The sequence below is a fragment of the Streptomyces sp. P3 genome (assembly GCF_003032475.1).
In the GTDB taxonomy this organism is placed as follows: Bacteria; Actinomycetota; Actinomycetes; order Streptomycetales; family Streptomycetaceae; genus Streptomyces.
The window spans coordinates 2,566,765-2,589,587 of the sequence record NZ_CP028369.1; the positions used below are offsets into that span (position 1 = coordinate 2,566,765).

Annotated in this window: 21 protein-coding genes, 1 pseudogene and 1 riboswitch; of the genes and pseudogenes, 12 read left to right on the forward strand and 10 right to left on the reverse strand. The window is 71.1% G+C overall.

Annotated features, from left to right (window positions below; translation table 11 throughout):
- Window positions 1–201: 201 nt before the first annotated feature.
- Entirely contained in the window at window positions 202–777 is a 576-nt protein-coding gene (locus tag C6376_RS11585) for a TerD family protein (protein ID WP_057579155.1), read from the reverse strand.
- A 177-nt stretch (window positions 778–954) separates the two neighbouring features.
- Between C6376_RS11585 and arfB the strand changes: the two genes are divergently transcribed.
- On the forward strand, window positions 955–1,392 hold the full coding sequence (arfB, locus tag C6376_RS11590) for an alternative ribosome rescue aminoacyl-tRNA hydrolase ArfB (protein ID WP_107443337.1): 438 nt from the start codon (window positions 955–957) through the stop codon (window positions 1,390–1,392).
- Between the two features lie 208 nt (window positions 1,393–1,600).
- Window positions 1,601–2,485 (forward strand): sigma-70 family RNA polymerase sigma factor, encoded by an 885-nt coding sequence (locus C6376_RS11595; protein ID WP_107443338.1) that lies wholly within the window; start codon window positions 1,601–1,603, stop codon window positions 2,483–2,485.
- 183 nt (window positions 2,486–2,668) lie between these two features.
- Here C6376_RS11595 and C6376_RS11600 read toward each other — a convergent pair whose 3' ends face one another.
- On the reverse strand, window positions 2,669–3,250 hold the full coding sequence (locus tag C6376_RS11600) for a GNAT family N-acetyltransferase (RefSeq protein ID WP_107448908.1): 582 nt from the start codon (window positions 3,248–3,250) through the stop codon (window positions 2,669–2,671).
- A gap of 74 nt (window positions 3,251–3,324) precedes the next feature.
- Entirely contained in the window at window positions 3,325–3,888 is a 564-nt protein-coding gene (locus C6376_RS11605) for a flavin reductase family protein (protein ID WP_107443339.1), read from the reverse strand.
- Between the two features lie 360 nt (window positions 3,889–4,248).
- Between C6376_RS11605 and cdgB the strand changes: the two genes are divergently transcribed.
- Both cdgB and C6376_RS11615 read left to right on the forward strand, forming a co-directional pair.
- The gene (cdgB, locus tag C6376_RS11610) at window positions 4,249–5,916 is read left to right on the forward strand and encodes a diguanylate cyclase CdgB (protein ID WP_107443340.1); all 1,668 of its coding nucleotides are present in this window, start codon (window positions 4,249–4,251) and stop codon (window positions 5,914–5,916) included.
- Between the two features lie 147 nt (window positions 5,917–6,063).
- The gene (locus tag C6376_RS11615; protein ID WP_107443341.1) at window positions 6,064–7,017 is read left to right on the forward strand and encodes a CBM35 domain-containing protein; all 954 of its coding nucleotides are present in this window, start codon (window positions 6,064–6,066) and stop codon (window positions 7,015–7,017) included.
- Between the two features lie 302 nt (window positions 7,018–7,319).
- Here C6376_RS11615 and nagA read toward each other — a convergent pair whose 3' ends face one another.
- Together nagA and C6376_RS11625 are read right to left on the reverse strand one after the other, a co-directional pair.
- On the reverse strand, window positions 7,320–8,528 hold the full coding sequence (gene nagA, locus C6376_RS11620) for an N-acetylglucosamine-6-phosphate deacetylase (RefSeq protein ID WP_107443342.1): 1,209 nt from the start codon (window positions 8,526–8,528) through the stop codon (window positions 7,320–7,322).
- Window positions 8,528–9,487, reverse strand: a complete 960-nt coding sequence (locus tag C6376_RS11625; protein ID WP_107443343.1) for an ROK family protein — start codon at window positions 9,485–9,487, stop codon at window positions 8,528–8,530. The genes nagA and C6376_RS11625 overlap by 1 nt, the downstream gene beginning before the upstream one ends.
- Before the next feature lie 255 nt (window positions 9,488–9,742).
- Between C6376_RS11625 and C6376_RS11630 the strand changes: the two genes are divergently transcribed.
- From C6376_RS11630 to otsB, 3 genes are all read left to right on the forward strand, one after another.
- Entirely contained in the window at window positions 9,743–10,939 is a 1,197-nt protein-coding gene (locus C6376_RS11630; protein WP_254076365.1) for an extracellular solute-binding protein, read from the forward strand.
- A 71-nt stretch (window positions 10,940–11,010) separates the two neighbouring features.
- On the forward strand, window positions 11,011–11,268 hold the full coding sequence (locus C6376_RS11635; protein WP_107448909.1) for a DUF3263 domain-containing protein: 258 nt from the start codon (window positions 11,011–11,013) through the stop codon (window positions 11,266–11,268).
- A 29-nt stretch (window positions 11,269–11,297) separates the two neighbouring features.
- Window positions 11,298–12,164, forward strand: coding sequence for a trehalose-phosphatase (otsB, locus tag C6376_RS11640; RefSeq protein ID WP_107443344.1), 867 nt, complete (start codon window positions 11,298–11,300; stop codon window positions 12,162–12,164).
- Between the two features lie 81 nt (window positions 12,165–12,245).
- Here otsB and C6376_RS11645 read toward each other — a convergent pair whose 3' ends face one another.
- Both C6376_RS11645 and C6376_RS11650 read right to left on the reverse strand, forming a co-directional pair.
- Window positions 12,246–13,661 carry a trehalose-6-phosphate synthase gene (locus C6376_RS11645; protein WP_107443345.1) on the reverse strand — a complete coding sequence of 472 codons (1,416 nt, stop codon included), beginning with the start codon at window positions 13,659–13,661 and terminating at the stop codon, window positions 12,246–12,248.
- A gap of 116 nt (window positions 13,662–13,777) precedes the next feature.
- A complete protein-coding gene (locus tag C6376_RS11650; protein ID WP_107443346.1) occupies window positions 13,778–14,722 on the reverse strand; it encodes a glucosyl-3-phosphoglycerate synthase in 945 nt (314 codons plus the stop codon).
- A 165-nt stretch (window positions 14,723–14,887) separates the two neighbouring features.
- Window positions 14,888–15,043: riboswitch (SAM riboswitch) on the forward strand.
- A gap of 18 nt (window positions 15,044–15,061) precedes the next feature.
- Here C6376_RS11650 and thrC point away from each other — a divergent pair.
- From thrC to groL, 4 genes are all read left to right on the forward strand, one after another.
- A complete protein-coding gene (thrC, locus tag C6376_RS11655) occupies window positions 15,062–16,360 on the forward strand; it encodes a threonine synthase (protein WP_107443347.1) in 1,299 nt (432 codons plus the stop codon).
- 107 nt (window positions 16,361–16,467) lie between these two features.
- Window positions 16,468–16,743, forward strand: coding sequence for a MoaD/ThiS family protein (locus tag C6376_RS11660; RefSeq protein WP_107443348.1), 276 nt, complete (start codon window positions 16,468–16,470; stop codon window positions 16,741–16,743).
- Window positions 16,744–17,194: 451 nt separating this feature from the next.
- Window positions 17,195–17,401: a cold-shock protein gene (locus C6376_RS11665; RefSeq protein ID WP_007493268.1), complete on the forward strand. Its 207-nt coding sequence runs from the start codon at window positions 17,195–17,197 to the stop codon at window positions 17,399–17,401.
- Between the two features lie 378 nt (window positions 17,402–17,779).
- Window positions 17,780–19,402, forward strand: coding sequence for a chaperonin GroEL (gene groL / locus C6376_RS11670; RefSeq protein ID WP_107443349.1), 1,623 nt, complete (start codon window positions 17,780–17,782; stop codon window positions 19,400–19,402).
- A 78-nt stretch (window positions 19,403–19,480) separates the two neighbouring features.
- Here groL and C6376_RS11675 read toward each other — a convergent pair whose 3' ends face one another.
- The 3 genes and pseudogenes from C6376_RS11675 to C6376_RS45140 form a co-directional block, all read right to left on the reverse strand.
- Window positions 19,481–20,152, reverse strand: coding sequence for a Uma2 family endonuclease (locus C6376_RS11675; protein WP_254075910.1), 672 nt, complete (start codon window positions 20,150–20,152; stop codon window positions 19,481–19,483).
- 59 nt (window positions 20,153–20,211) lie between these two features.
- Entirely contained in the window at window positions 20,212–21,039 is an 828-nt protein-coding gene (locus tag C6376_RS11680) for a hypothetical protein (protein WP_107443350.1), read from the reverse strand.
- Window positions 21,040–21,426: 387 nt separating this feature from the next.
- Window positions 21,427–21,492: pseudogene (locus C6376_RS45140) on the reverse strand (DUF397 domain-containing protein); the annotation flags it as partial.
- 183 nt (window positions 21,493–21,675) lie between these two features.
- Here C6376_RS45140 and C6376_RS11690 point away from each other — a divergent pair.
- Window positions 21,676–22,803, forward strand: coding sequence for an NADH:flavin oxidoreductase (locus tag C6376_RS11690; RefSeq protein ID WP_107443351.1), 1,128 nt, complete (start codon window positions 21,676–21,678; stop codon window positions 22,801–22,803).
- Window positions 22,804–22,823: the final 20 nt, after the last annotated feature.

Consider the following 22,823-nt stretch of genomic DNA (forward strand, 5'->3'; position numbering starts at 1 on the left):
CGCACGGCCGTGTGGACTGTCAAACCTCTTGGCTGCGGCGCGACCTCTGTCGCGCTGCAGGTTCGGGGTAGTGACGGTCGAGCGACTGGTCGAGCCGCTGGTCACACGAAGACCGCCCGCCCTCCTGATAGAGGGCGGACGGTCCGGTGAGGTTGCCTGGGACGCCTCGGTTGTTCGAACGCCGGGTGACGTTCGGGTGGATCAGACGCTGACGCCGAAGTCCTGGGCGATGCCCACGAGGCCCGATGCGTAACCCTGGCCGACCGCACGGAACTTCCACTCCGCGCCGTTGCGGTAGAGCTCGCCGAAGACCATGGCCGTCTCGGTGGCCGCGTCCTCCGAGAGGTCGTAGCGGGCGATCTCGGCGCCGCCGGCCTGGTTGACGATGCGGATGTAGGCGTTGCGGACCTGGCCGAAGTTCTGCGAGCGGTTCTCCGCGTCGTAGATCGAGACCGGGAAGACGATCTTGTCGATGTCGGCGGGGAGGCCCGCCAGGTTCACGTTGATCGCCTCGTCGTCGCCCGCGCCCTCGCCGGTGCGGTTGTCGCCGGTGTGGACGATGGTCTGGTCCGGCGTCTGCTTGTTGTTGAAGAAGACGAAGTGACCGTCGGAGTAGACCTTGCCCTGGAGGTTGACCGCGATCGCGGAGGCGTCGAGGTCGAAGTCCGTGCCGGTGGTGGTGCGGACGTCCCAGCCGAGGCCCACGGTGACGGCGGTCAGGCCCGGAGCCTCCTTGGTGAGCGAGACGTTGCCACCCTTGGACAGGCTTACAGCCATGGTTGGGAGTCCTTCCCTCGTTGCGTACGGCTTCGTACGGGCTTCGTACGGGCACGAAGCTACAGCTATCCCTATGAACGCAGCGAAGGGTGCGCAAGGTTCCCCGCCACTCCGCGTTTCTTTACTTTCTTTACCGACCGGATATTCGCGTGACTCGGGCCGGGCCGGAGCGGGAACATGGGGGGCATGTCTGGTCCCTATGTCGTCCGCGGCTCCGTCTCGCTCCCCGAGGCCGAGCTCATGTGGCGTTTCTCGCGGTCTTCGGGGCCGGGCGGGCAGCACGTGAACACCAGCGACTCACAGGTGGAGCTCCGCTTCGACCTCGCCCGCACCGAGGCGTTCCCCGAGGTGTGGAAGGCGCGGGCGCTCGAACGGCTGGCCGGGCGGCTCGTCGACGGCGTCGTCACCGTCCGCGCCTCCGAGCACCGCTCCCAGTGGCGCAACCGCGAGACCGCCGCCGTACGCCTCGCCGCCCTGCTCGCCGAGGCCACCGCCCCGCCGCCCAAGCCGCGTAGGCCGACCCGGATTCCGCGCGGCATCAACGAGCGCCGGCTGCGGGAGAAGAAGCAGCGCTCCGACACCAAGCGGGGCAGGACCGGCCGCGACTGGTCCTGACAGAAGCGGATCAGGTCCCCGCCGTGCCGGTCCGCCGGTCGTCGTGCCGCTCCGCCGGTCGCCGTGCCGGTCCGTCGTGCCGGTACTCCGAACTGACCGGCGGTTCCCCCGTCCCGCTGTTCTGTCACATCTCGCCCGACCCGTCCGTCCTTCCCAGGACGAGTGCGATCGACTGCCGAACCGGGACGAGGGACGAAGGATGCAACCGATGACGACGACGGGTGACGACGATTTCCTGGCCCGGTCCTTCGAGGCGCACCGCGCCCGGCTGCGCGCCGTGGCCCACCGCATGCTCGGCTCCGCCGCCGAGGCCGACGACGCCGTTCAGGAGGCGTGGTTGCGGCTCAGCCGCAGTCACGGCCGCAGCGGGGGCGAGGAGATCGGCAATCTCGGCGGCTGGCTGACGACGGTCGTCGGCCGGGTCTGTCTGGACATGCTCCGCTCGCGCCGCTCCCGTGCCGAGGAGCCGCTGGAGAACTGGTCTCCCGCGCCCTCCTCAGCCCTGCCCGACCCGGCGCAGGACGCCCTGCTCGCGGATTCCGTGGGCGCCGCCCTTCTCGTCGTCCTGGATGCCCTGACCCCCGCCGAGCGGCTGGCGTTCGTGCTGCACGACCTGTTCGGGGTGCCCTTCGACGAGGTCGCGGCGATCGTCGACCGGACCCCGCAGGCCGCCCGGCAGCTCGCCAGCAGGGCTCGCCGCCGGGTGCGCGGAGCGCAGGAGCCCGAGGCCGACCTGGTCCGGCAGCGCAAGGTGGTGGACGCTTTCCTGGCCGCCGCGCGGGAGGGCGACTTCGAGGGGCTGCTCGCGGTTCTCGACCCGGACGTCGTGTCCCGTTCCGAGGCCGGGGTGACGGCCGGCGCCGCGGCGGTCGCGGCGGGTGCGTCCAGTTTCCACCGCGTCGCCCTCGAAGCCCGGCCCGACCTCGCGATCCGGTCCGCCCTGGTGGACGGCGCGGCGGCGGTGGCGGTGCTGGCCGGCGACCGCGTGGAACGGGTGGTGCGCTTCACGTTCGTGGGGGGTGGGCGGATCGCCCTGATCGACGTCGTGAGCGAGCCCGCACGCCTCGCCCGGTTGCAGGTGACCCTCCTGTAGGCCGAGACCGAGACCGAGACCGAGACCGAGACCGAGGGCAAGGCTCAGGTCTGGGCCGACGCCGGTCCGGTGAGGCGGACGGGAGGGAGCGGGAGGTAGGGAGCGGCGGAGGCGACGGGCGGGAGTCGACGAGGAGGGGCGGCGCGGGGCGGGGGTGAGGCGACGAGGGGGCTCGGCGTCGCCTCAGGGCTGGTCCAGGCGCAGGACGCCGACCGTCTCGCCCTCGCTCCTCTCGCCGTTCTTGCGGAACCCCAGCCGCAGATAGAAGTCCTTCGGCCCGTTCTCGCCCTCGTGCCAGGTCACGTACATCTCCCGGGCGTCGCGCCGACGCAGTTCCGCGGCTACCGACTCCACGGCGAACCGGCCGTAGCCGCGGCCCTGTTCACCGGCGGCGATGTTCAGCCGCCACAGGCCGGAGCGGAGCACGGGGACGTCGCCGGCTCCGCCGGTCCAGTCGATGTCGAGGAAGGCCATCAGGAAGCCGACGGGACGGTCGCCGTCCATGATCAGGCGAGGCCAGGCGACGCCCGGCGGGTGGACGTAGGCCTCGGCGAGGGACTTCATGACCGGGGAGACCGCGAACTCCTGGTCGGGGCGGACGCTAATGCCGGTCGCGGCGGCGAAGTTGGCGGGGGTGATCTCAGCGAGGCGCAGTCCGGAAGCCGTCGCGGCGCTCCCGTCGGGTCCGGCGCTCCCGTCGCTCCCGTCGGGTCGGTCGGTCCCGTCGGTACGGACGGTTCTGTCGGGCCGGACTGTCGCTCGCATGCGGGCACCGTAGGCGGACCGGTCGCGGGGCGGCCACGGCATTTCGGTGGCGCCCCGGCACACCTCCCGTGCCGTCAGCCCAACTGGCGGTAGCGGCCTCGGAAGTAGACCAGTGGGCCGCTGTCCGCGCTCGGGGTCGCGGCGGTCAGGACGCGGCCGATCACCAGGGTGTGGTCGCCCGCCGGGACACGTTGCTCGGTGCGGCATTCCAGGGTGGCCAGCGCGCCGCCGACCAGGGGTGCGCCGGTGGCCTCGCCGCGCGTGTACGGGATGTCGTCGAAGAGGAGGCGGTCGCTGATGCGGCCCTTCATGGCGAAGCGGCCGGCGATGTGCCGCTGGCTCTCGGTGAGGACCGACACCGCCCAACGGGGCTGTTCGTCGAGCAGGTCGTCCATCCGGGAGCCGTTGCGCAGGCTGACCATGACCAGTGGCGGGTCCAGGGAGACGGAGACGAAGGCGGTGGCGGTCATGCCGACGTCCTCGCCGTCCGGCGCCCGGGGGTCGTCCGGGTCCAGGGAGGGCTCCCGGGCGGTCACCAGGACCACGCCGTCGGCGAGCCGGGACATGGCGGCGCGGAACTCGTCGTTGCTCACCCCCTCAGCATGCCCGGAGGTGGTCTTCGGCACGGTGTCGATCATGTCTGTGGGCACCCTCGGAACGCTAGTGTCCGTGCGATGCGCGGCGCATCGGACCTCCGCCCGAGTAGGGTCGTAGGACCGTGGACCCATCACCGCGTTCCGTGCGCCGGCGGCTGCTGTCCGTGTTCAGGAAACGCACAGGAAAAACGCGGAAACTCCACTCAAATGTTCACGTTCATCTGTGACTTGAGTCACAAGGCGTACTAATTGTTGACCCTGTGTACCGAGTGAGCAGCGCGCTGTGATTCAGTGGCGGAGGCGTCACAACAAGACACACACCGACAACGAAGCACCAGAAACGACGTTGCGCCGAAGACAACCCTTGATTCGCTGCGAAGTCTCGGGGGGAGGGCGAAACACATGGAGACCGAGTCGGAGCCGTACGTCCGTCTTGCGTCCCTGCGACAGCTGCACCAGGTCATGGCCGACATGAACACGGCCCGCAGCCTGGCCGACACACTGCAGACCGTCGCCGACGGCGTGGTCACGGCACTCGGGTACGAGCTGGCGTGCGTCAACCTCGTGCGCGCCGACGGAGATCTCGTGGTCGCCGCCTTCTCCGGCAACCCGGCGGCCGAGGCCCTCATCACGGGCCGGGTCGGCTCGCGCGAGTCCTGGGAGCGCCGTCTCGGCATGGGCGAGACCTGGGGCGACCTGATCTTCATACCGCACACCGAGGGCTGGGTCCTCGACGACGACGACGTCCCGCAGTGGTACACCGACGGGCCCGCGCCCCGCTTCGAGGACGAATGGCACCCCTCGGACCGGCTCTTCGCCCCCATGTACACGCCCGCCGCCGCCGGCAGCGGTGACGCCTGCGGCGAGCTGATAGGCGTCCTGTCCGTGGACCGGCCGCGCAACGGACGCCGCCCCGGCGCGTGGGGGCGCGAAGCGCTCCAGATGTACGCCTTCCAGGCCGCCATCGCCATCAGCAACGCGCGTCTACGTGCGAACATGCAGCGGGCGCTGGTCCGGCTCGAACGCGAGCAGCAGGCCCTGCGTGCCAGTGAGGAATCCTTCCGGCAGGCCTTCGAGTACGCCCCCTCCGGCATGGCGATAGCCGAGATGGGCGGCGACCAGCACGGGCGCATACTCCGCACCAACGACGCTCTGTGCCGCCTGCTGGGCCGGCCGGCCTCCGCGATGCGCCGCTACTCCTTCTCCGACCTCGTCCACCCGGAGGACATAGGCACCCTGCTCCGCACCTCCGCGGAAGGCGGTCGCGCGGAGCTGCGCCTGGGCCGCCGGGACGGCACCTACCTCTGGGTCAGTCTCCGCAACTCCGTCGTCGCCGACGCCGCCGACGGCCCCCGCTTCCTCCTCACCCATGTCGAGGACATAGAGGAGCGCAAGCGCCGCGAGCTGCAGCTCGCCCACCGCGCCTCCCACGACTCCCTCACCGGCCTGCCGAACTCGGCCGAACTGCGCTCGCGGCTGTCCGCCCGGCTCTGTCAGAGGCCCCTGTCGACCCACCCCGCCGCCGTCGACGCCATGGACACGGCCTACGGCCACGCCGCCTTCGACGCCAACGGCCACGGCTTCGACTACCGGCCCGGCGGTGCCGAGTCCTTCGAGGGCTACGACCACCACGTGCACACCGCCGCCCCCGAGGACGGCCGCGACGACGGCGCCAAGGGGCTCGCCGTCCTCTTCTGCGACCTCGACGGCTTCAAGTCGATCAACGACCGGTTCGGGCACAACGCGGGCGACGCGGTCCTCATCGAGGTCGCCCGCCGGCTCTCCCGCCAGGTCCGTGACGGCGACACGGTCGCCCGGCTCGGGGGCGACGAGTTCGTGATCCTCGCCGACGGCCTCGGCCGCGCCGACGCCGCCGACCTCGCCGTACGTCTGCGCAACGAGATCATCCAGCCGATCCGGGCCGAGGGGCGGGCCGTGCGGGTGGGCGCCAGCTTCGGCATCGGCTGGGCGCACTGCGGGATGACCGCGGACGAAGTGCTGAAGTCCGCGGACGAGCGCATGTACGTAGAGAAACGATCTCGTCCCAAACAGCACAGGCGTGCGGGATGATCACCAGGTCAGCGGTCCCGCGGCCGCGCTGATGCGATCCGAGTCACCCGTTTGGTCGGTGGGGACCGGGTAGGCTCGCAGTTCTCACACGTATGGATACGCGTACGCGTGTCGCATCGACCCCGCACTGTTGAGGAGTACGAAGGGATGACGCCCGGCAATAACGGCGCGAGCACGCCCGAGGACGACGACCCGTTCGGCTACCTCTACGCCGACGGCCAGGCCAACGGCGCGCAGCCGCCCTCCGGCGGTGGTTACGGCTACCCGAACTCGGTCAGCAGGGTGCGTGCGGTCGGCGAGCGCCAGTACGGACAGCAGCCGCAGCAGCAGACCGCGCAGTACGGGCAGCCGGCCACGGTTCCGCAGCAGGGCGCGTACGGTCAGCCGAACGCGCACTACGCCGCGCCCGAGAACTTCGCCGCCGGCGGCGGCCCCTCGACCGGCCGGCAGCCCGTGCAGGGCGGCGGCCGTGGCGGCGGGCCCAACACCAAGGGTCTGCTGATCGGCGCGGTCGCGGTGGTCGCCGCGGTCGTGATCGGCATCGCGGTGGCCATGGCCAACGGCGACAAGGGCACGGACGACGACAAGGCGGGCGGCGGCGCCTCCGCCCCGGCCTCCGCCCCGGCGAGCCCGACGCCCAGCGCGTCCGGCACCGGCGACGCGAACGAGGTCGAACTGCCGGCGGTCGACGCGAAGGCGGTCAGCCTGACGGGCGGCACGACCACGGCGTCCGACGTGAAGGGCGCGAAGGCCGACGGTGGGATCTACGTCACGAACTTCAACGCCGTCGGCGCGGCGATCACCTGGAACGTCAGCGGCATCCCCGAGGACGGCAAGTACACGCTGAACGTGAACTACGGGGTGCCCGGCAAGGACGCCAAGGCCACGCTCACGATCAACGGCACGGCGCAGACCCGTCTGCTGAACCTCGCGAACTTCGCCAATGCCGCGGAGGGCGACTACGCCAAGGGCTGGACCAAAACCTGGGCGAACCTCACCCTCAACAAGGGCACCAACACCATCAAGATCTCCTGTGAGCAGGGCAATTCCTGCGACGCCAACTTCGACCAGCTGTCGCTCGAGGCGGGCTGGCGGAGCTAGAAGACTCATGAAGATCTTGGTGAGTCTTCCAGCGGAACCGGCGGCCTGCCCCGTGGGATCTCGCGGGGGCCGGTTCTGGCCGCTCTTCCCTCGCCGCTGACCGACACCCGCGTCGTCAGCTCCTCGTAGGTCACCGGTCCAGGTCGCCCGCCGTCGGGCCGTCACCTGTCCGGCCTCCTCCGGAGGGTGTGCGTCGACGGCTGGACCTGAGCCAGCGCGGCGTCCGGAGGCCCGAACCTGCCAAAGAGACGGTGGCCGGCCCAGTCCTCGGGCCGGCCACCGTCGTCGTGCGGGCGGGTGTTTCAGGCCAGGTCGGGGGCCACCACCCAGGCGCCCTTGCGCATCACGCCCTTGAGCTCGAAGGCTTCGTCCAGCAGGACCAGGTCGGCGTCCTTGCCGGGCTCCAGGGAGCCGACGCGGTCGGCCAGGCCCAGCAGGCGGGCCGGGTTGGCGGACAGGGCGGCGACGACGTCCTCGACGGGGAGCCGATCGATCGTCACCGCCCGCTGGAACGCGCGGTCCTGGGTGAGGGTGGAGCCGGCGATGGAGCCGCCCTCCGCGAGACGGGCCACGCCCTCGCTGACCTCGACCTCCAGCGGGCCGAGCAGATAGCGGCCGTCGCCGATGCCGGCGGCGCCCATCGCGTCCGTGATGAACGCGACCCGGCCCGGGCCCGCGTGACGGAACGCCAGCTCGAGTGCGGCCGGGTGCAGATGCGTGCCGTCGTTGATCAGCTCGACCGTCACCCGCTCGTCCTCCAGGAAGGCGGCGATCGGGCCGGGGGCGCGGTGCCCCAGGGGCGGCATCGCGTTGAAGAGGTGGGTGGCGACGGTGGCTCCGGCCTCGATGGCCTGAACGGTCTGCTCGTAGGTGGCGTCGGTGTGGCCGACGGCCGCGATCACGCCGTGCTCGGCCAGCAGCCGTACGGAGTCCAGGCCGCCCGGCAGTTCGGTCGCCAGGGTGACCATTCTGGCGTGGCCGCGCGCCGCGTCCACCAGCTTGCGCACCTCCGCCGGGTCGGGGTGGCGCAGCAGCGCCTCGGAGTGCGCGCCCTTGCGGCAGGGCGAGATGAACGGGCCTTCGAAGTGGATGCCGGCGAGGTCGCCCTGTTCGGCGAGTTCGCTCAGCAGGCCGGCCTGGCGGACCAGGACGTCCATGTCGTCGGTGACGGTGGAGGCGACGAGTGTGGTGGTGCCGTGCGCACGGTGGGTGCGGACGGCTTTCAGAACGTCCTCGGCCGAGCCGCAGAAGGAGGCGCCGCCGCCGCCGTGGTTGTGCAGGTCGACGAAGCCGGGCACCAGCCAGTGGCCGGACACGTCGAGCACGTCGATCATGTCGGCGGCGCCCCGCGGAGTTCCGTGCGGGGCTTCGGCCGCGATCTTCGTGCCGATGACGGTGATGCGGCCGTCGGGGACCGTACCCGTCGGCAGCACCACCTTGGCGCCGGTCAGTACCTGCGAGTGGGATGTGGTCGACTGCGCAGTTCCCCGCGCCCCTAGGGGGGTGGCCATCAGGGTGTTACCTCCATGCCGTCGGTCGTGTCGAGGAGATCCCGGGCCAACAGGCCGGCGCCGAGGCATCCGGCGCTGTCGCCCAGGGCCGCCGGGACGATGTCCGGCAGCTTCTGGAAGGTCACCCGCCGCCGGACGGCGTCCCGCAGCGGTGTGAACAAGGCTTCCCCCGCCTCGGCCAGGCCGCCACCGATGACGAGGGTGCGCGGGTCCAGCAGGGTGAGGGCGGTGACCAGGCCGTCGGCCAGGGCGTCCACGGCGCCCTGCCAGACGCGGACGGCTTCCAGGTCGCCGGACGCGAAGGCCTTCGCGCAGTCCGCGGCGTCCGCCGCGGGGTCCCCGACGGCCGCCGCCCACGCCTCGCCGACCGCCGCCGCGGACGCGAACCGTTCCAGGCAGCCGCGCTGCCCGCACGGACAGGGGGCGCCGCCGGGCCGGACGACGATGTGGCCGATCTCGCCCGCGAAACCGTGCGCGCCCGCTTCGACGCGGCCGTCGACGCCGATCGCGCCCGCGATGCCGGTGCCCAGCGCCACGAACAGGAAGCGGTCGGCGCCCCGGCCGGCGCCGATCCGGCCCTCGGCGAGACCGCCGGCGCGCACGTCGTGGCCGAGGGCGACCGGGACGCCGAGGCGTTCGGCGAGCAGGGCGCGCAGCGGGACGTCCCGCCAGCCCAGGTTGGCCGAGTAGACGGCGACGCCGCCGGTCTCGTCGACGATGCCGGGCACGGCGACGCCGGCCGCGGCGGCGGGCTCGCCGTACTCCCGGGCGCCGTGCTCGCGCAGGTCGGCGGCGAACTCCAGGATGCCGGCGACCACGGCGTCGGGTCCGCGCTCGCGGCCGGTGGTCCGCAGGGCCCGGTGCAGCAGTGTGCCTCCCCCGGAGGGGGGACCCCCAGCGCCGATCAGGGCGGCCTTCATCCCGGTGCCGCCCACATCGAGGGCGATGACATGTCTCACGGGGACAGTGTGGACCGAGTACCCGCGAGAGGTCTAGTCCACTTCTGGTTGTGGGGGTAGCGTGCCGGACCCGGGGCCGGAGAGGTCCGGTCCGCATGGGTGGTGTAGACCTTGATCCGAATATCGGTCCATTGGTATGAGCAATCAGTTGGGAGCAGTGCGGTGCAGCGGCGGGCACGGAAGTCAGCAACGATCACGGCGACCGTGGCGGGGGTGACCGCCCTCGGCCTGGCCGCGGTCCTCACCGGCTGAGGACTGGCCTCGGGTTCCGGCGACGTCACTCTCAGACTCGTCGCCGCCGACTACGGCGACAGCAGCGCCAACAGCTCGAAGAAGTACTGGGACGGGCTCGTCGCCGCGTACGAGAAGGACCACCCGGGCGTCACCGTCGACGTCAGCGTGTACTCCTGGAACGACGTCGACGCGAAGGTCAAGGCCATGGTCGACGCGGGCGACGCCCCCGACATGGCCCAGATCGGCGCCTACGCCGACTACGCGGCGGACGACCTGCTGTACAAGGCGGGCGACGTGCTCTCCATCCCCGTCGAGGCGGACTTCGCGCCCCAGCTCGCGCGGGCGGGCCAGGTGCGCGGCGTGCAGTACGGCATGCCGTTCGCCTCCTCCACCCGGTTGCTGTTCTACAACAAGACCCTCTTCGCCGAGGCCGGCATCAGCGCGCCCACCACCTGGGCCGAGCTCGCGAAGGACGCGCGGGCGCTCAAGAAGGACGGCGTGAAGTACCCCTACGCGCTGCCCCTCGGCCCCGAGGAGGCGCAGGCCGAGACCCTGCAGTGGCTGCTCAGCGGGCGGGGCGGCTACACCCAGACGGTCAGCAGCTACAGCTTCGACTCCGCCGAGAACGTCGAGACCCTCGACTGGCTGAAGACCGACCTGGTCGGCAAGGGCCTGACCGGGCCGGTCGCGCCGGGCAGGCTGAACCGGGCCACGGCGTTCGCGGCCTTCGCCGCCGGCGACGTGGGCATGCTCAACGGGCATCCCTCGCTGATGAAGACGGCCGCGGCCAAGGGCGTCGAGTTCGGCATGGTGCCGATGCCCGGCCTCGACGGCCCCAGCAAGACCTCCCTGGGCGTCGCGGACTGGATGACCGCCTTCAAGCGGGGCGGGCACGGCGACGAGATCGGCGACTTCCTCGACTTCGTCTACAGCAAGGAGAACGTGCTGGACTTCTCCCACGAGTACGACCTGCTGCCGGTCACCACCTCCGCGTCCCTGGTCATGGGCGCGGCCAAGGAGGACGCCGACCTCAAGCCGTTCCTCGCGGAGCTGCCGCTGTCGGAGAGCTACCCCGTCGGGCGGACCTCGTGGGCCAGGGTCAGCGCGCAGATCAAGAAGCGGATCGGCCAGGCCGTGACCGCGAACGGCAGCCCCGCCGACGTGCTCGGCGGCCTGCAGACGACCGCGACGACGCTGGAGAGCGCCGCCGGCGAATGAGCCGGATGTCAGCGGCGGGCGTTACCGTGCGGGTCATGGAGTCGGGCACGGAGGCGGGCAGCGGGGTGGGCATGGAGGCGGGCCGGGAACGGCGGGCGGAAGAGGACGGGCTGGGCGTGCGGGAGCGCGGCATCCTCGCCCTCGAACGGCGCGGGTTCCCCGGCCCCGGCGCGAAAGAACGCGCGATACGCGAGGAACTGGACCTGGCGCCCGTGCGCTACTACCAGCTCCTCAACGCCCTCCTCGACGACCCCCGCGCGCTGGCCCACGACCCGGTCACGGTGAACCGGCTGCGCAGAGTACGAGAAGCGAGACGGACGGAACGTTAGCGGCGGCGCTCGCTGGTTATCGTCCCTGTATGGGCACCCCAGAGACGCACTCCACGGCACCCGGCCCCCTTCCCGTTCCGGTCACCCCGGCGGGCCGCGCGGCGCTCGACGCGATCGTCGGCCGCCCGTCGGCCGCCCTCGTCGCCCTCGACTTCGACGGCACCCTCGCCCCGATCGTCGAGAACCCGCAGGACGCCCGGGCGCACCCCGACGCCGTCCCCGCGCTCGCCGAGCTCGCCCCGAAGGTGGCCGGCGTGGCCGTCGTCACCGGGCGGCCCGCCGAGGTCGCCGTACGGCACGGCGGATTCGCCGGGGTCGAGGGGCTGGGCCGGCTCACCGTGCTCGGCCACTACGGCGCCGAGCGCTGGGACGCCCGAACCGGCGCCCTCAGCGCCCCCGAACCGCACCCCGGCGTGGCCGCCGTCCGTGCCGGGCTTCCGCAGGTCCTCGCGGCCGCCGGGGACCGGCCCGGCGTCTGGATCGAGGAGAAGGGCGGCCGGGCCGTCGCCGTGCACACCCGCCGCGCCGACGACCCCCGGGCCGCCTTCGACGCCCTGCGCGGACCCCTCACCGCTCTCGCGACCCGGCACGGTCTGATCGTCGAGCCCGGCCGCATGGTCCTGGAGCTGCGGCCGCCGGGCATGGACAAGGGCGTGGCCCTGCTGGACCACGTCCGCGAGACGGGCGCCCGCTCGGTGCTCTACGCCGGCGACGACCTCGGCGACCTCCCCGCCTTCGCGGCCGTCGAGAAACTGCGCGCCGACGGCGTCCCCGGACTGCTGGTGTGCAGTGGCAGCGCGGAGGTCGGCGAACTGGCCGAGCGCGCGGACCTGGTCGTCGACGGGCCCGCCGGGGTCGTACGGCTGCTGCGGCAGCTGGCGGCACGGCTCGGCTGAGCCGCGTACGGCCGGGCGGGCGAGCCCGCGTACGGGCCGGGGCATGCCGTCGGCGGCCCGCCCCGGCCCGCAGTCGGCCGCTCAGCCCGGCTGCGTCGCGCGCAGGGCGTTCAGCTGGTCCAGGAACCAGCGGGCCGGGGGCAGCGCGGTCGCCGCGGCGGACAGCCGCTTCGTGCGCTCGGCCCGCTCGCCCGGCGGCATGGACAGCGCCTCGTGCAGGGCGCGGGCGGTCTCCAGGACGTCGTACGGGTTCACCGTGATCGCGTCCTCGCGCAGCTCCCAGTACGCGCCCGCCTCCCGGGACAGCACCAGCGCGCAGCCCTCGTCGGAGACGACCGGGACCTCCTTGGCGACCAGGTTCATGCCGTCGCGGATCGGGTTGACCAGCGCGACGTCCGCGAGGCGGTAGGCGGCGAGGGAGCGGGCGAAGTCGTCCTCGAGGTTCAGCAGCACCGGGGTCCAGCCGGGCGTGCCGTAGCCGGTGTTGATCTCGTCCGTCAGGCGCCGCACCTCGGCCATGTAGTCCCGGTAGACGGTGAGGTCCTGGCGGGAGGGGTAGGCGAAGGCCACGTGGACGACCCGTTCGCGCCACTCCGGGTGGTCGTCGAGCAGCTGCCGGTAGGCCAGGAGGCCGCGCACGATGTTCTTGGACAGCTCGGTGCGGTCGACGCGGACGATCGCCTTGCGTCCCTCGCCGATCTCCGCACGGAGGGACGCCATGCGTTCCTCGACGTCCGGCCGGTGCGAGCGCTCGCGCAGGAAGTCGGCGTCCGCGCCGAGCCCGTGCACACCGACCTCGGTGCCGCCCAGGCCCCCGGTGGACTGCTCGCAGCACGCGGTGAAGGCGTCCGCCCAGCGCCGGGTGAGGAAGCCCAGCCGGTCCGCGCCGAGCATGCCCCGCAGCAGCTGTGCGCGGATGTCCCGGGGGAGCAGCGCGAAGTAGTCCGGGGGAGCCCACGGCGTGTGGGAGAAGTGCCCGATCCGCAGGTCGGGGCGCAGCTCGCGGAGCATGCCGGGGACGAGACACAGGTGGTAGTCCTGGACCAGCACGGCCGCGCCGTCCGCCGCCTCCTCGGCGAGCGCCTCGGCGAAGGCCCGGTTGTATGTTTCGTACGCGGCCCACTGGCGGCGGAACTCCGCGTCGAAGACCGGCTCCAGCGGGGTCTGGTACAGCAGGTGGTGGACGAACCACAGCACCGAGTTGGCGATGCCGTTGTACGCGTCGGCGTGCACGTCGGCCGGGACGGGCAGCATACGCACGCCCTCCTCGCCGACCCCGCGCCGGACCGCCTCGCGGTCGCCGTCGGAGAGGGCCGAGCACACCCAGAGCGCACCCGCGTCGGGGCCGATGGCCGACAGACCGGAGACCAGTCCGCCGCCGCCGCGTTTCGTGTGCAGCGAGCCGTCCTCGCGCACCTCGTAGGAGACCGGACCGCGGTTGGACGCGACCAGTACCTCGGCACCCCGGGCGGCAGACGTGTCGTGCGTGGAAGCCATAAGCCTCAACCTAGCCCGCTCTGTAAACACTCAAACGTGCGGCCGCGCCGGGCGGCGGGGCCGTGTCCGGCCGTGTCGCCGCCGCCGGCGCCCTGTCGCGGCGGCCGGGTACGCGGTCAGGCCACCCTGCGGCGCGCGTACTCCGCGATGTCCGTCATCGGCGGTCGCTCCTCCGTGTCCACGGAGTGGGTGTGCGGCTCGAAGCCGTCGGGGCCGCGCTCGAACTGGGTGAGGGCGGGGCGGACGAGATGGCCGCGGGCCAGCCGCAGCTGGGCGGTGCGGTAGATCGCCGCCGCCATCCGGCCCAGGGCCTGGCCGTCCTGGTGGCGGTGCTTGCGCACGCCGACGTCGACCTGGGCGAGGGCACCGAGGCCCACCAGGTGCAGGGCGTCGACCAGCATGCCCAGCTCCACGCCGTAGCCCACCGGGAAGGGCAGCTGCTCCAGCAGGCTCCGGCGGGCCGCGTACTCGCCGCCGAGCGGCTGCACGAACCCGGCGAGCTGCGGCCAGTGCATGTTGAGCAGGGGGCGGGCCATCAGCTCGGTGACCCGCCCGCCCTGACCGGCCGCGCCGCCCAGCGGGCGGTCGTACATGGCCTTGACCAGGTCCACGTCCGGATCGGTGAGCAGCGGGCCGACGATCCCCGAGACGAAGTCCGAGGAGAACTCGCGCAGGTCGGCGTCGACGAAGCAGACCACGTCCCCGCGGGTGACCAGCAGCGAGCGCCACAGCACCTCGCCCTTGCCGGGCACGGCCGGGATGCGGGGGAGTATCTCGTCGCGGTGGACGACGCGCGCGCCCGCCGCCGCGGCGACCTCGGAGGTGCGGTCGGTCGATCCGGAGTCGACGACGACGATCTCGTCGACGAGCGGGACCTGCTGCATGAGGTCGTGACGGATCACGGCGACGATCTCGCCGACCGTCTCCTCCTCGTCGAGCGCGGGCAGCACGACGCTCACCGACTGGCCCGTGCGCTGTTTCGCGGCGAGAATCCGGTGCAGTGGGCGGTCCGTCAGGGACCAGGAACGGGTGCTCAGCCAGCGCTCCACTTCTTCCAGCACGTCGGCGGCTCCTCTGCGTTCTCTCGGCGAGTACGGTCCTGTGTGATCCATCTCGCGGTTCGGACGACTATCTCAACTGTCCTGGCCTTCGGTTACAGTCTTGGACAACGCGGGTGACCATCGCATGTCAGGGTCATCGGCGCCCACAGATCAACAACCGAATACCGCTCATCCAGAGGGGCAGAGGGACACGGCCCGATGAAGCCCCGGCAACCCTCCAGTCGGTTCTCGTAGATCAGTGTTGATCGTTCAGCGAGGCTCCCGGCTCGGGAAGGTGCCAAATCCGTCTCACGGCGAAGTGCGTCGTGAGGAAGATGAGGAGAAAGGGCCTCGCCTCACATGGCTGCGCAGACTGTTGCAAGCACCACGGACTCTACGACCTCCGCTGTCGACCTCGGTCCGGCCACCGCGTTGAGCTGCCGCGAGTGCGGCCACCGCGTCCCCCTCGGTCCGGTCTTCGCGTGCGAGGAGTGTTTCGGCCCGCTCGAGATCGCGTACGACTTCTCCTCCTACGACACGGAGGAGCTGCGCAAGCGCATCGAGGCGGGACCCGCGAACATCTGGCGCTACGCGCCGCTGCTGCCCGTCCCGGCGGACGTGGCCGACAAGCCGAACATCAACCCCGGCTGGACCAAGCTCGTACAGGCCGACAACCTCGCCCGCGAGCTGGGCGTCGACGCCGGGAAGCTCTTCGTCAAGGACGACTCCGGCAACCCGACCCACTCCTTCAAGGACCGGGTCGTCGCCCAGGCCATCGAGGCCGCCCGCGCGTTCGGCTTCACCACGCTCTCCTGCTCCTCCACCGGCAACCTGGCCGGCGCCGTGGGCGCCGCCGCGGCCCGCGCCGGCTTCCGCTCGTGCGTGTTCATCCCGCACGACCTGGAGCAGGGCAAGGTCGTCATGGCCGCGATCTACGGCGGCGAGCTCGTCGGCATCGAGGGCAACTACGACGACGTCAACCGCTTCTGCTCCGAGCTCATCGGCGACCCGGCGGGCGAGGGCTGGGGCTTCGTCAACGTCAACCTGCGGCCCTACTACGCCGAGGGTTCGAAGACGCTGGCGTACGAGATCTGCGAGCAGCTCGGCTGGCGGCTGCCCGACCAGCTGGTGGTGCCCATCGCGTCCGGCTCCCAGCTCACGAAGATCGACAAGGGTCTGCAGGAGCTGATCAAGCTCGGGCTGGTCGAGGACAGGCCGTACAAGATCTTCGGCGCGCAGGCGGAGGGCTGCTCCCCGGTGTCCGTCGCCTACAAGGCGGGACACGACGTGGTCCGGCCCCAGAAGCCGAACACCATCGCCAAGTCGCTGGCCATCGGCAACCCGGCGGACGGTCCGTACGTCCTCGACATCGCGCGGCGGACCGGCGGCGCGGTGGAGGACGTGAACGACGAGCAGGTCGTCGACGCGATCAAGCTGCTGGGGCGCACCGAGGGCATCTTCGCGGAGACGGCCGGCGGCGTGACCGTGGGCGTGACGAAGAAGTTGATCGACAACGGTCTGCTCGACCCGACGAAGACCACCGTCGTCCTGAACACCGGCGACGGCCTGAAGACCCTGGACGCGGTGGCCGGCACCGGACTCACCGCGACCATCCGCCCGAACCTGGACTCTTTCCGAGAGGCTGGCCTCGCATCATGAGCGGGGCGCTCCGCTAGGAGACCGTACGCGCGCTGCGGGCCGGTTGGGGCTGGTCGCGCAGTTTCCCGCGCCCCTGAGGCCGACTACCTGACCGGAGATCACACACCATGAGCGTCACCGTTCGCATCCCGACCATCCTGCGCACCTACACCGGCGGCCGGGCCGAGGTCCCGGCCGAGGGCGCGACCCTCGGCGAGGTCATCTCCGACCTGGAGAAGAACCACACCGGCATCGCCGCGCGCGTCCTGGACGACCAGGGCAAGCTGCGCCGGTTCGTCAACGTGTACGTCAACGACGACGACGTCCGTTTCGAGCAGGGTCTCGAAACGGCGACTCCGGCCGGTGCCGGCATCTCGATCATTCCGGCCGTCGCAGGTGGCTGACCGATGTTCAGTACCCGCCGGTAGTAACCGTCGGTAACAGCGATTACCGAGAGTTCATGCAATTGCTCTCTCCGCGATAGAAGCGGAGGGGGCAATTCAGTGTGGTTGAGCGCGGTACAGTTGGGGAACCCGGTCCTGATCACCGGTTCCGGAGCCTTTTATTTCCGCCCGTGCCCGACAAGAAGCAGCCAAAGTGTGTGCTGCATTTGCGGCATTTGTGGCTTTTGCAGGGCCCGACTTGCCCTGCATTCTGGCGAATTTGCGCCACATTCCGGATCTCGCACGTCCAGAATTCTCGTCCGACTGACCTGTTGCAGACGGCAGTTGGGCAGATACATTCAGCCGCGGTCGACGCGTTCCGGCGCACGCCCCCAACCAACTGGGGGGTGAGGTCTGACCCGGATCCACGAAGTGTGGATCTGTGCAAGGGCCAGTAATAGGGGAGTTAGGCATGGCTCAGGGCACCGTCAAGTGGTTCAACGCGGAGAAGGGGTACGGCTTCATCGCGGTCGACGGTGGTGCGGATGTATTCGTCCACTACAGCGCGATTCAGATGGACGGCTACCGCACCCTGGAAGAGGGTCAGCGGGTCGATTTCGAGATCTCGCAGGGCCAGAAAGGGCCGCAGGCGGACATGGTCCGGCTCGCGACCGGCTGAAGCACGCGCCGACTGACAGCGTCGTTCTTCTGTTTCATCTTCGAAGGGCTCGCGCCTCCCGGGGCACGAGCCCTTCGGCATGCCCCGGTGCGGGGCGCGACCCCGGGTGGCGACCTCCCCGACCCCCGGCCGACGGGCGCGCGGCGGGCCCGGACGCCCCCTGTTCACCTGCGGATCGTCCCGAGGCGCTTGCACTCGGCAGGGGCGAGTGCTAATCATTGGCGTTAGCACTCTGAAGGTGAGAGTGACAACGAAGGACCGGGTCGGTGAGGCCCGCAGGCCAGGTGGGGCAAGGAACCACACGGCCGGCGAGCCGTCCGTCGCGGGCGCGGGCGCGGTCCGAAGGAATCACCCCCAGTCCTGGAGGGACCACTTCACATGGCCAAGATCATCGCGTTCGACGAGGAGGCGCGGCGCGGCCTCGAGCGCGGCATGAACCAGCTCGCGGACGCCGTCAAGGTGACGCTCGGCCCCAAGGGCCGCAACGTCGTCCTCGAGAAGAAGTGGGGCGCCCCCACGATCACCAACGATGGTGTCTCCATCGCCAAGGAGATCGAGCTCGAGGACCCGTACGAGAAGATCGGCGCCGAGCTGGTCAAGGAAGTCGCGAAGAAGACGGACGACGTCGCCGGTGACGGCACGACCACCGCGACCGTCCTCGCCCAGGCCCTCGTCAAGGAAGGCCTGCGCAACGTAGCCGCCGGCGCCAACCCGATGGCTCTCAAGCGCGGCATCGAGAAGGCCGTCGAGGCCGTCTCCGGCGCCCTGCTCGAGCAGGCGAAGGATGTCGAGACCAAGGAGCAGATCGCCTCCACGGCCTCCATCTCCGCCGCCGACACCCAGATCGGCGAGCTCATCGCCGAGGCGATGGACAAGGTCGGCAAGGAAGGCGTCATCACGGTCGAGGAGTCGCAGACCTTCGGTCTGGAGCTCGAGCTCACCGAGGGCATGCGCTTCGACAAGGGCTACATCTCGGCGTACTTCGCCACCGACATGGAGCGTATGGAGGCCGTCCTCGACGACCCGTACATCCTGATCGCGAACTCCAAGATCGCCAACGTCAAGGACCTGCTCCCGCTCCTCGAGAAGGTCATGCAGGGCGGCAAGCCGCTGCTGATCATCGCCGAGGACGTCGAGGGCGAGGCCCTGTCGACCCTGGTCGTCAACAAGATCCGCGGCACCTTCAAGTCCGTCGCGGTCAAGGCCCCGGGCTTCGGCGACCGCCGCAAGGCGATGCTGAACGACATCGCCATCCTCACCGGCGGCGAGGTCATCTCCGAGGAGGTCGGCCTCAAGCTCGAGAACACGACCCTCGACCTGCTCGGCAAGGCCCGCAAGGTCGTCATCACCAAGGACGAGACGACCATCGTCGACGGTGCCGGTGACTCGGACCAGGTCGCGGGCCGGGTCAACCAGATCCGCGCCGAGATCGAGAACAGCGACTCGGACTACGACCGCGAGAAGCTGCAGGAGCGCCTGGCGAAGCTCGCCGGCGGTGTCGCGGTCATCAAGGCCGGCGCCGCCACCGAGGTGGAGCTCAAGGAGCGCAAGCACCGCATCGAGGACGCCGTCCGCAACGCGAAGGCCGCCGTCGAGGAGGGCATCGTCGCCGGTGGTGGCGTGGCGCTCATCCAGGCCTCCGCCGTCTTCGAGAAGCTGGAGCTCGAGGGTGACGAGGCGACCGGTGCCAACGCCGTGCGCATCGCGCTCGAGGCCCCGCTCAAGCAGATCGCCGTCAACGGTGGTCTCGAGGGTGGCGTCGTCGTGGAGAAGGTCCGCAACCTCCAGGTCGGCCACGGCCTGAACGCCGCGACCGGTGAGTACGTCGACATGATCGCCGAGGGCATCATCGACCCGGCGAAGGTGACGCGCTCCGCCCTGCAGAACGCGGCCTCCATCGCCGCGCTGTTCCTCACCACCGAGGCCGTCATCGCCGACAAGCCGGAGAAGGCCGCCGCGCCCGCCGGCGGCGGCATGCCGGGCGGTGACATGGACTTCTGATCGACCTGACGGTTGATCGCCTGTCCTTCGACCGAGGGCGGCACTTCCCGGAAACGGGGGGTGCCGCCCTCGGGCTTTTCAGTCGGCGAACTGCTTGAGCTGCTCGGTGTCGAGGGTGATGCCTACGGGTGCCGGAAGCGGGACGGTGGCACCCCAGGGGTAGGACACGGACTGCTGGTAGCGGCCGTCCTTGGGCTCACTGAACACGACGGCCGTGTCGTTGTCGCGGTCGATCAGGAGATAGACGGGGATGGCGGCCCCGGCGTAACCGATGGGCTTGTCGACGCGGTCGCGCTGGTCGGTGTCGCGGTCGTGGGAGGTGATTTCCACAGCCATGAGGGCGCCATCGGGGGCGGACCACTCCCCGTCTTCCACGAAGTGATTCACCGGCGCGAGGAATCCGTCCGTGCGGGCGCGACCCTTTCGGTAGGCCTCGGCCTTGACGCCGCGTTCCGGTGCGAGGTCCAGATCAGGGCGTTGGTGCATGCACTGGCGCAGCAACCACATGAAGATCGACGTGTGCATGCCGTCCGGCATTGCCTTGACCTCTAGTTTTCCGTTGACGTACTCCAGCCGGACGGTCTCCGGCGCCCGGCGCTCCAACGCTTCGAAGTCCTCGACGCCGAGGGGGTCCCTGGTGCGGACCCGGCCGTCGACGAACTCGAGCCGCACATGCTCGGGTGCTGCCGCGCTGAGGTCCTCGAAGTCCTGGATCGACATCTGCGGGCGTTCGGCGGTGCTGGGGGTCATGGCTTCGCCTCCTTCCCTCCATCGTGCCCCGGGGGGACGTCGTCGGACCGTGGGAGCCGTCATACGGGTGTCCTCTCCTGCCGTTTCCTGGACATGGCAGCCCGGATCTCCCCCGCGCGGGCATGGATCACGGGGGCGGGCGGGAGTGCGGCGGGGCGCGTGGGCGTGCGCTCGCCGTGACAGCCGCGGCACACGCCTCCCGGCAGGGCCTCGGGTCGTCCCGGCACTCGGCACTCCGCGCACTCCAGCATCCGGCGGGGCGGGCGCGGGGCGGGCGGCTCCGCCGGGAGTTTGTCCGTCAGGCGGCGGCGGAGCAGTGCTGCCGGGCTGTGGACGGGGGTGGGCAGGCCCGCGGTGAGCGCGGCGAGCAGTGTCTCCTCCGTCGCTCCTCGCGCGAACCACTCCTCCGCCAGCGGGGTGAGCTGCGCGCAGTCGGCGGCGGAGAGGGACAGGACGGAGGCCGTGCGGCCGAGGGCGGCCAGGAGGATGTGGGCGCGGGACCGGGTGGTGGGCGGCGCCCGTTCGGGTTCCGGGGCGTCGTCCGGTACGTCCCCTCGCGTGAACGTCACCCACCAGCCGTCGTCGCGTGCGGTGCGGGTGAACCACGTTCGGGTGATCCAGCGGAATTCGCCCGAGGCGGTTTTCAGCCGTTCCCGCCCTCGCCTCAGGTGGCCCGCCCGCTGGATGCGGTTGAGCGCGGTGCGCAGGGCGCACTGACCGTACGGGAGTTGTCCGGCCAGCGACTTCACCGAGATGTCGGCGCCGTCCGGCAGGCGGTCGATGTACGCGGCGATGGCCGCTTCGCGGGGCGGGAGGTGAGTGAAGTCGTTCTTCCGGCGCGGAAGTTGGCCCGCCGCGGCCCGCTTCCCGTAGCCCGGATTGGCCATCGGGTGCGGGGATGCGTGTGGGGGCAGGGGCGCAGTACTAGGCTTCGTGTCAGCCACAGGTCGATGCTCTCGATCGATCTCGTAGGTCAGGCCCCCGTAGGTGTTGGCGCACCGGCGGGGGCTGTTTCGTCGTCCGCACCGTAAAGCCTTGTGACCCTCCGTGGCAAACCGGTCGCTACGCGTCAACTCGCCGGGTGGGGGGGTGGGTTGAGAACCCCACCCAATCCAAGCAAAGAGGGCTCGGAGCTGGACGCTCGAGCTTCGGGGCGGGTGTCGATCAGCCGGCCTTGAGGTTTTCGACGAACGCGGACCAGGCCTCCGCCCGGAACGCGAGCCTCGGGCCCAGGGGGCCTTGGAGTCCCGGACGCGGACAGGGGCGAGGGCGGGCGTGGGGTGGCCGGGGGCGACCTCCAGGCAGTCGGCGCCACTGCCCCCGCTGTAGCTGGAGATCACCGGTCAGCCCACGGAATGGGTGGTGGAGCGCGGCTCTGTCCCGTAGGGGGCGCGTGGCCGGGATCACAGGCTCGGGTTCGCAGGGGGTGGAATGGGCCGGGGGCCCGGGGCGTTGCGTGGGAAGCACACTCGATGCGTGTGCACATACCAGCCGGTTCAACCGCGTTCCGAGGAGTCCCCCACGTGAGCATCACGCCGCCCGCCGCCACGCGCGCCGCCGAGATCCTTTCCCGTCCGGTGTCCATCAACGGACTCACCGTCCCGAACCGGATCGTCATGGCCCCCATGACGCGCATGTTCTCCCCGGACGGCGTTCCCGGCGACGACGTCGTGTCGTACTACGGTCGCCGCGCCGCCGCCGGTGTCGGTCTCATCGTCACCGAGGGCACCTACGTCGGGCACGACTCCGCCGGGCAGAGCGACCGGGTTCCGCGGTTCCACGGGACGGAGCAGCTCGCTGGCTGGGCGAAGGTCGCGGAGGCCGTGCACGCGGGCGGCGGGAAGATCGTGCCGCAGTTGTGGCACATCGGCATGGTGCGCAAGCAGGGTGAGCCGCCGTACCCGGACGCGCCCGCCGTCGGGCCTTCCGGCATCCGGCTGGACGGCACCGAGGGCGCCGGCAAGGCGATGACCCAGCGCGATCTGGACGACGTCATCGGCGCGTTCGCCGAGGCCGCGGCCGCCGCCGAGCGCATCGGATTCGACGGCGTCGAGCTGCACGGCGCGCACGGCTACCTCCTCGACCAGTTCCTGTGGGCCGGTACCAACCGCCGGACCGACGCCTACGGCGGTGACCTGGTGGCCCGCACGAAGTTCGCCGCCGAGATCGTGGCCGCCGTCCGCGCGACCGTCTCTGCCGAGTTCCCGGTCATCTTCCGCTACTCGCAGTGGAAGTCGGACGCCTACGACGCCCGTCTCGCCGAGACCCCGGAGGAGCTGGAGGCCCTTCTCGCGCCGCTCGCCGCCGCCGGCGTCGACGCCTTCCACGCCTCCACCCGCCGCTACTGGCTCCCCGAGTTCGACGGCTCCGACCTCAACCTCGCGGGCTGGACGAAGAAGCTCACCGGCAAGCCCGCCATCACGGTCGGCTCGGTCGGCCTCGACGGCGACTTCCTCAAGGGCTTCGCCGGCGAGGGCGCGCCGGTCAAGGGTCTCGACGACCTCCTGGACCGTCTGGAGCGCGACGAGTTCGACATGGTGGCCGTCGGCCGTGCGCTGCTTCAGGACCCGGAGTGGGCGGCCAAGGTGCTCGGCGGCCGTCTCGACGAGCTGAAGCCCTACGACGCCGCCGCGCTGCGCACCCTGAGCTGAGCGTCTGCTCGCGGGCACCT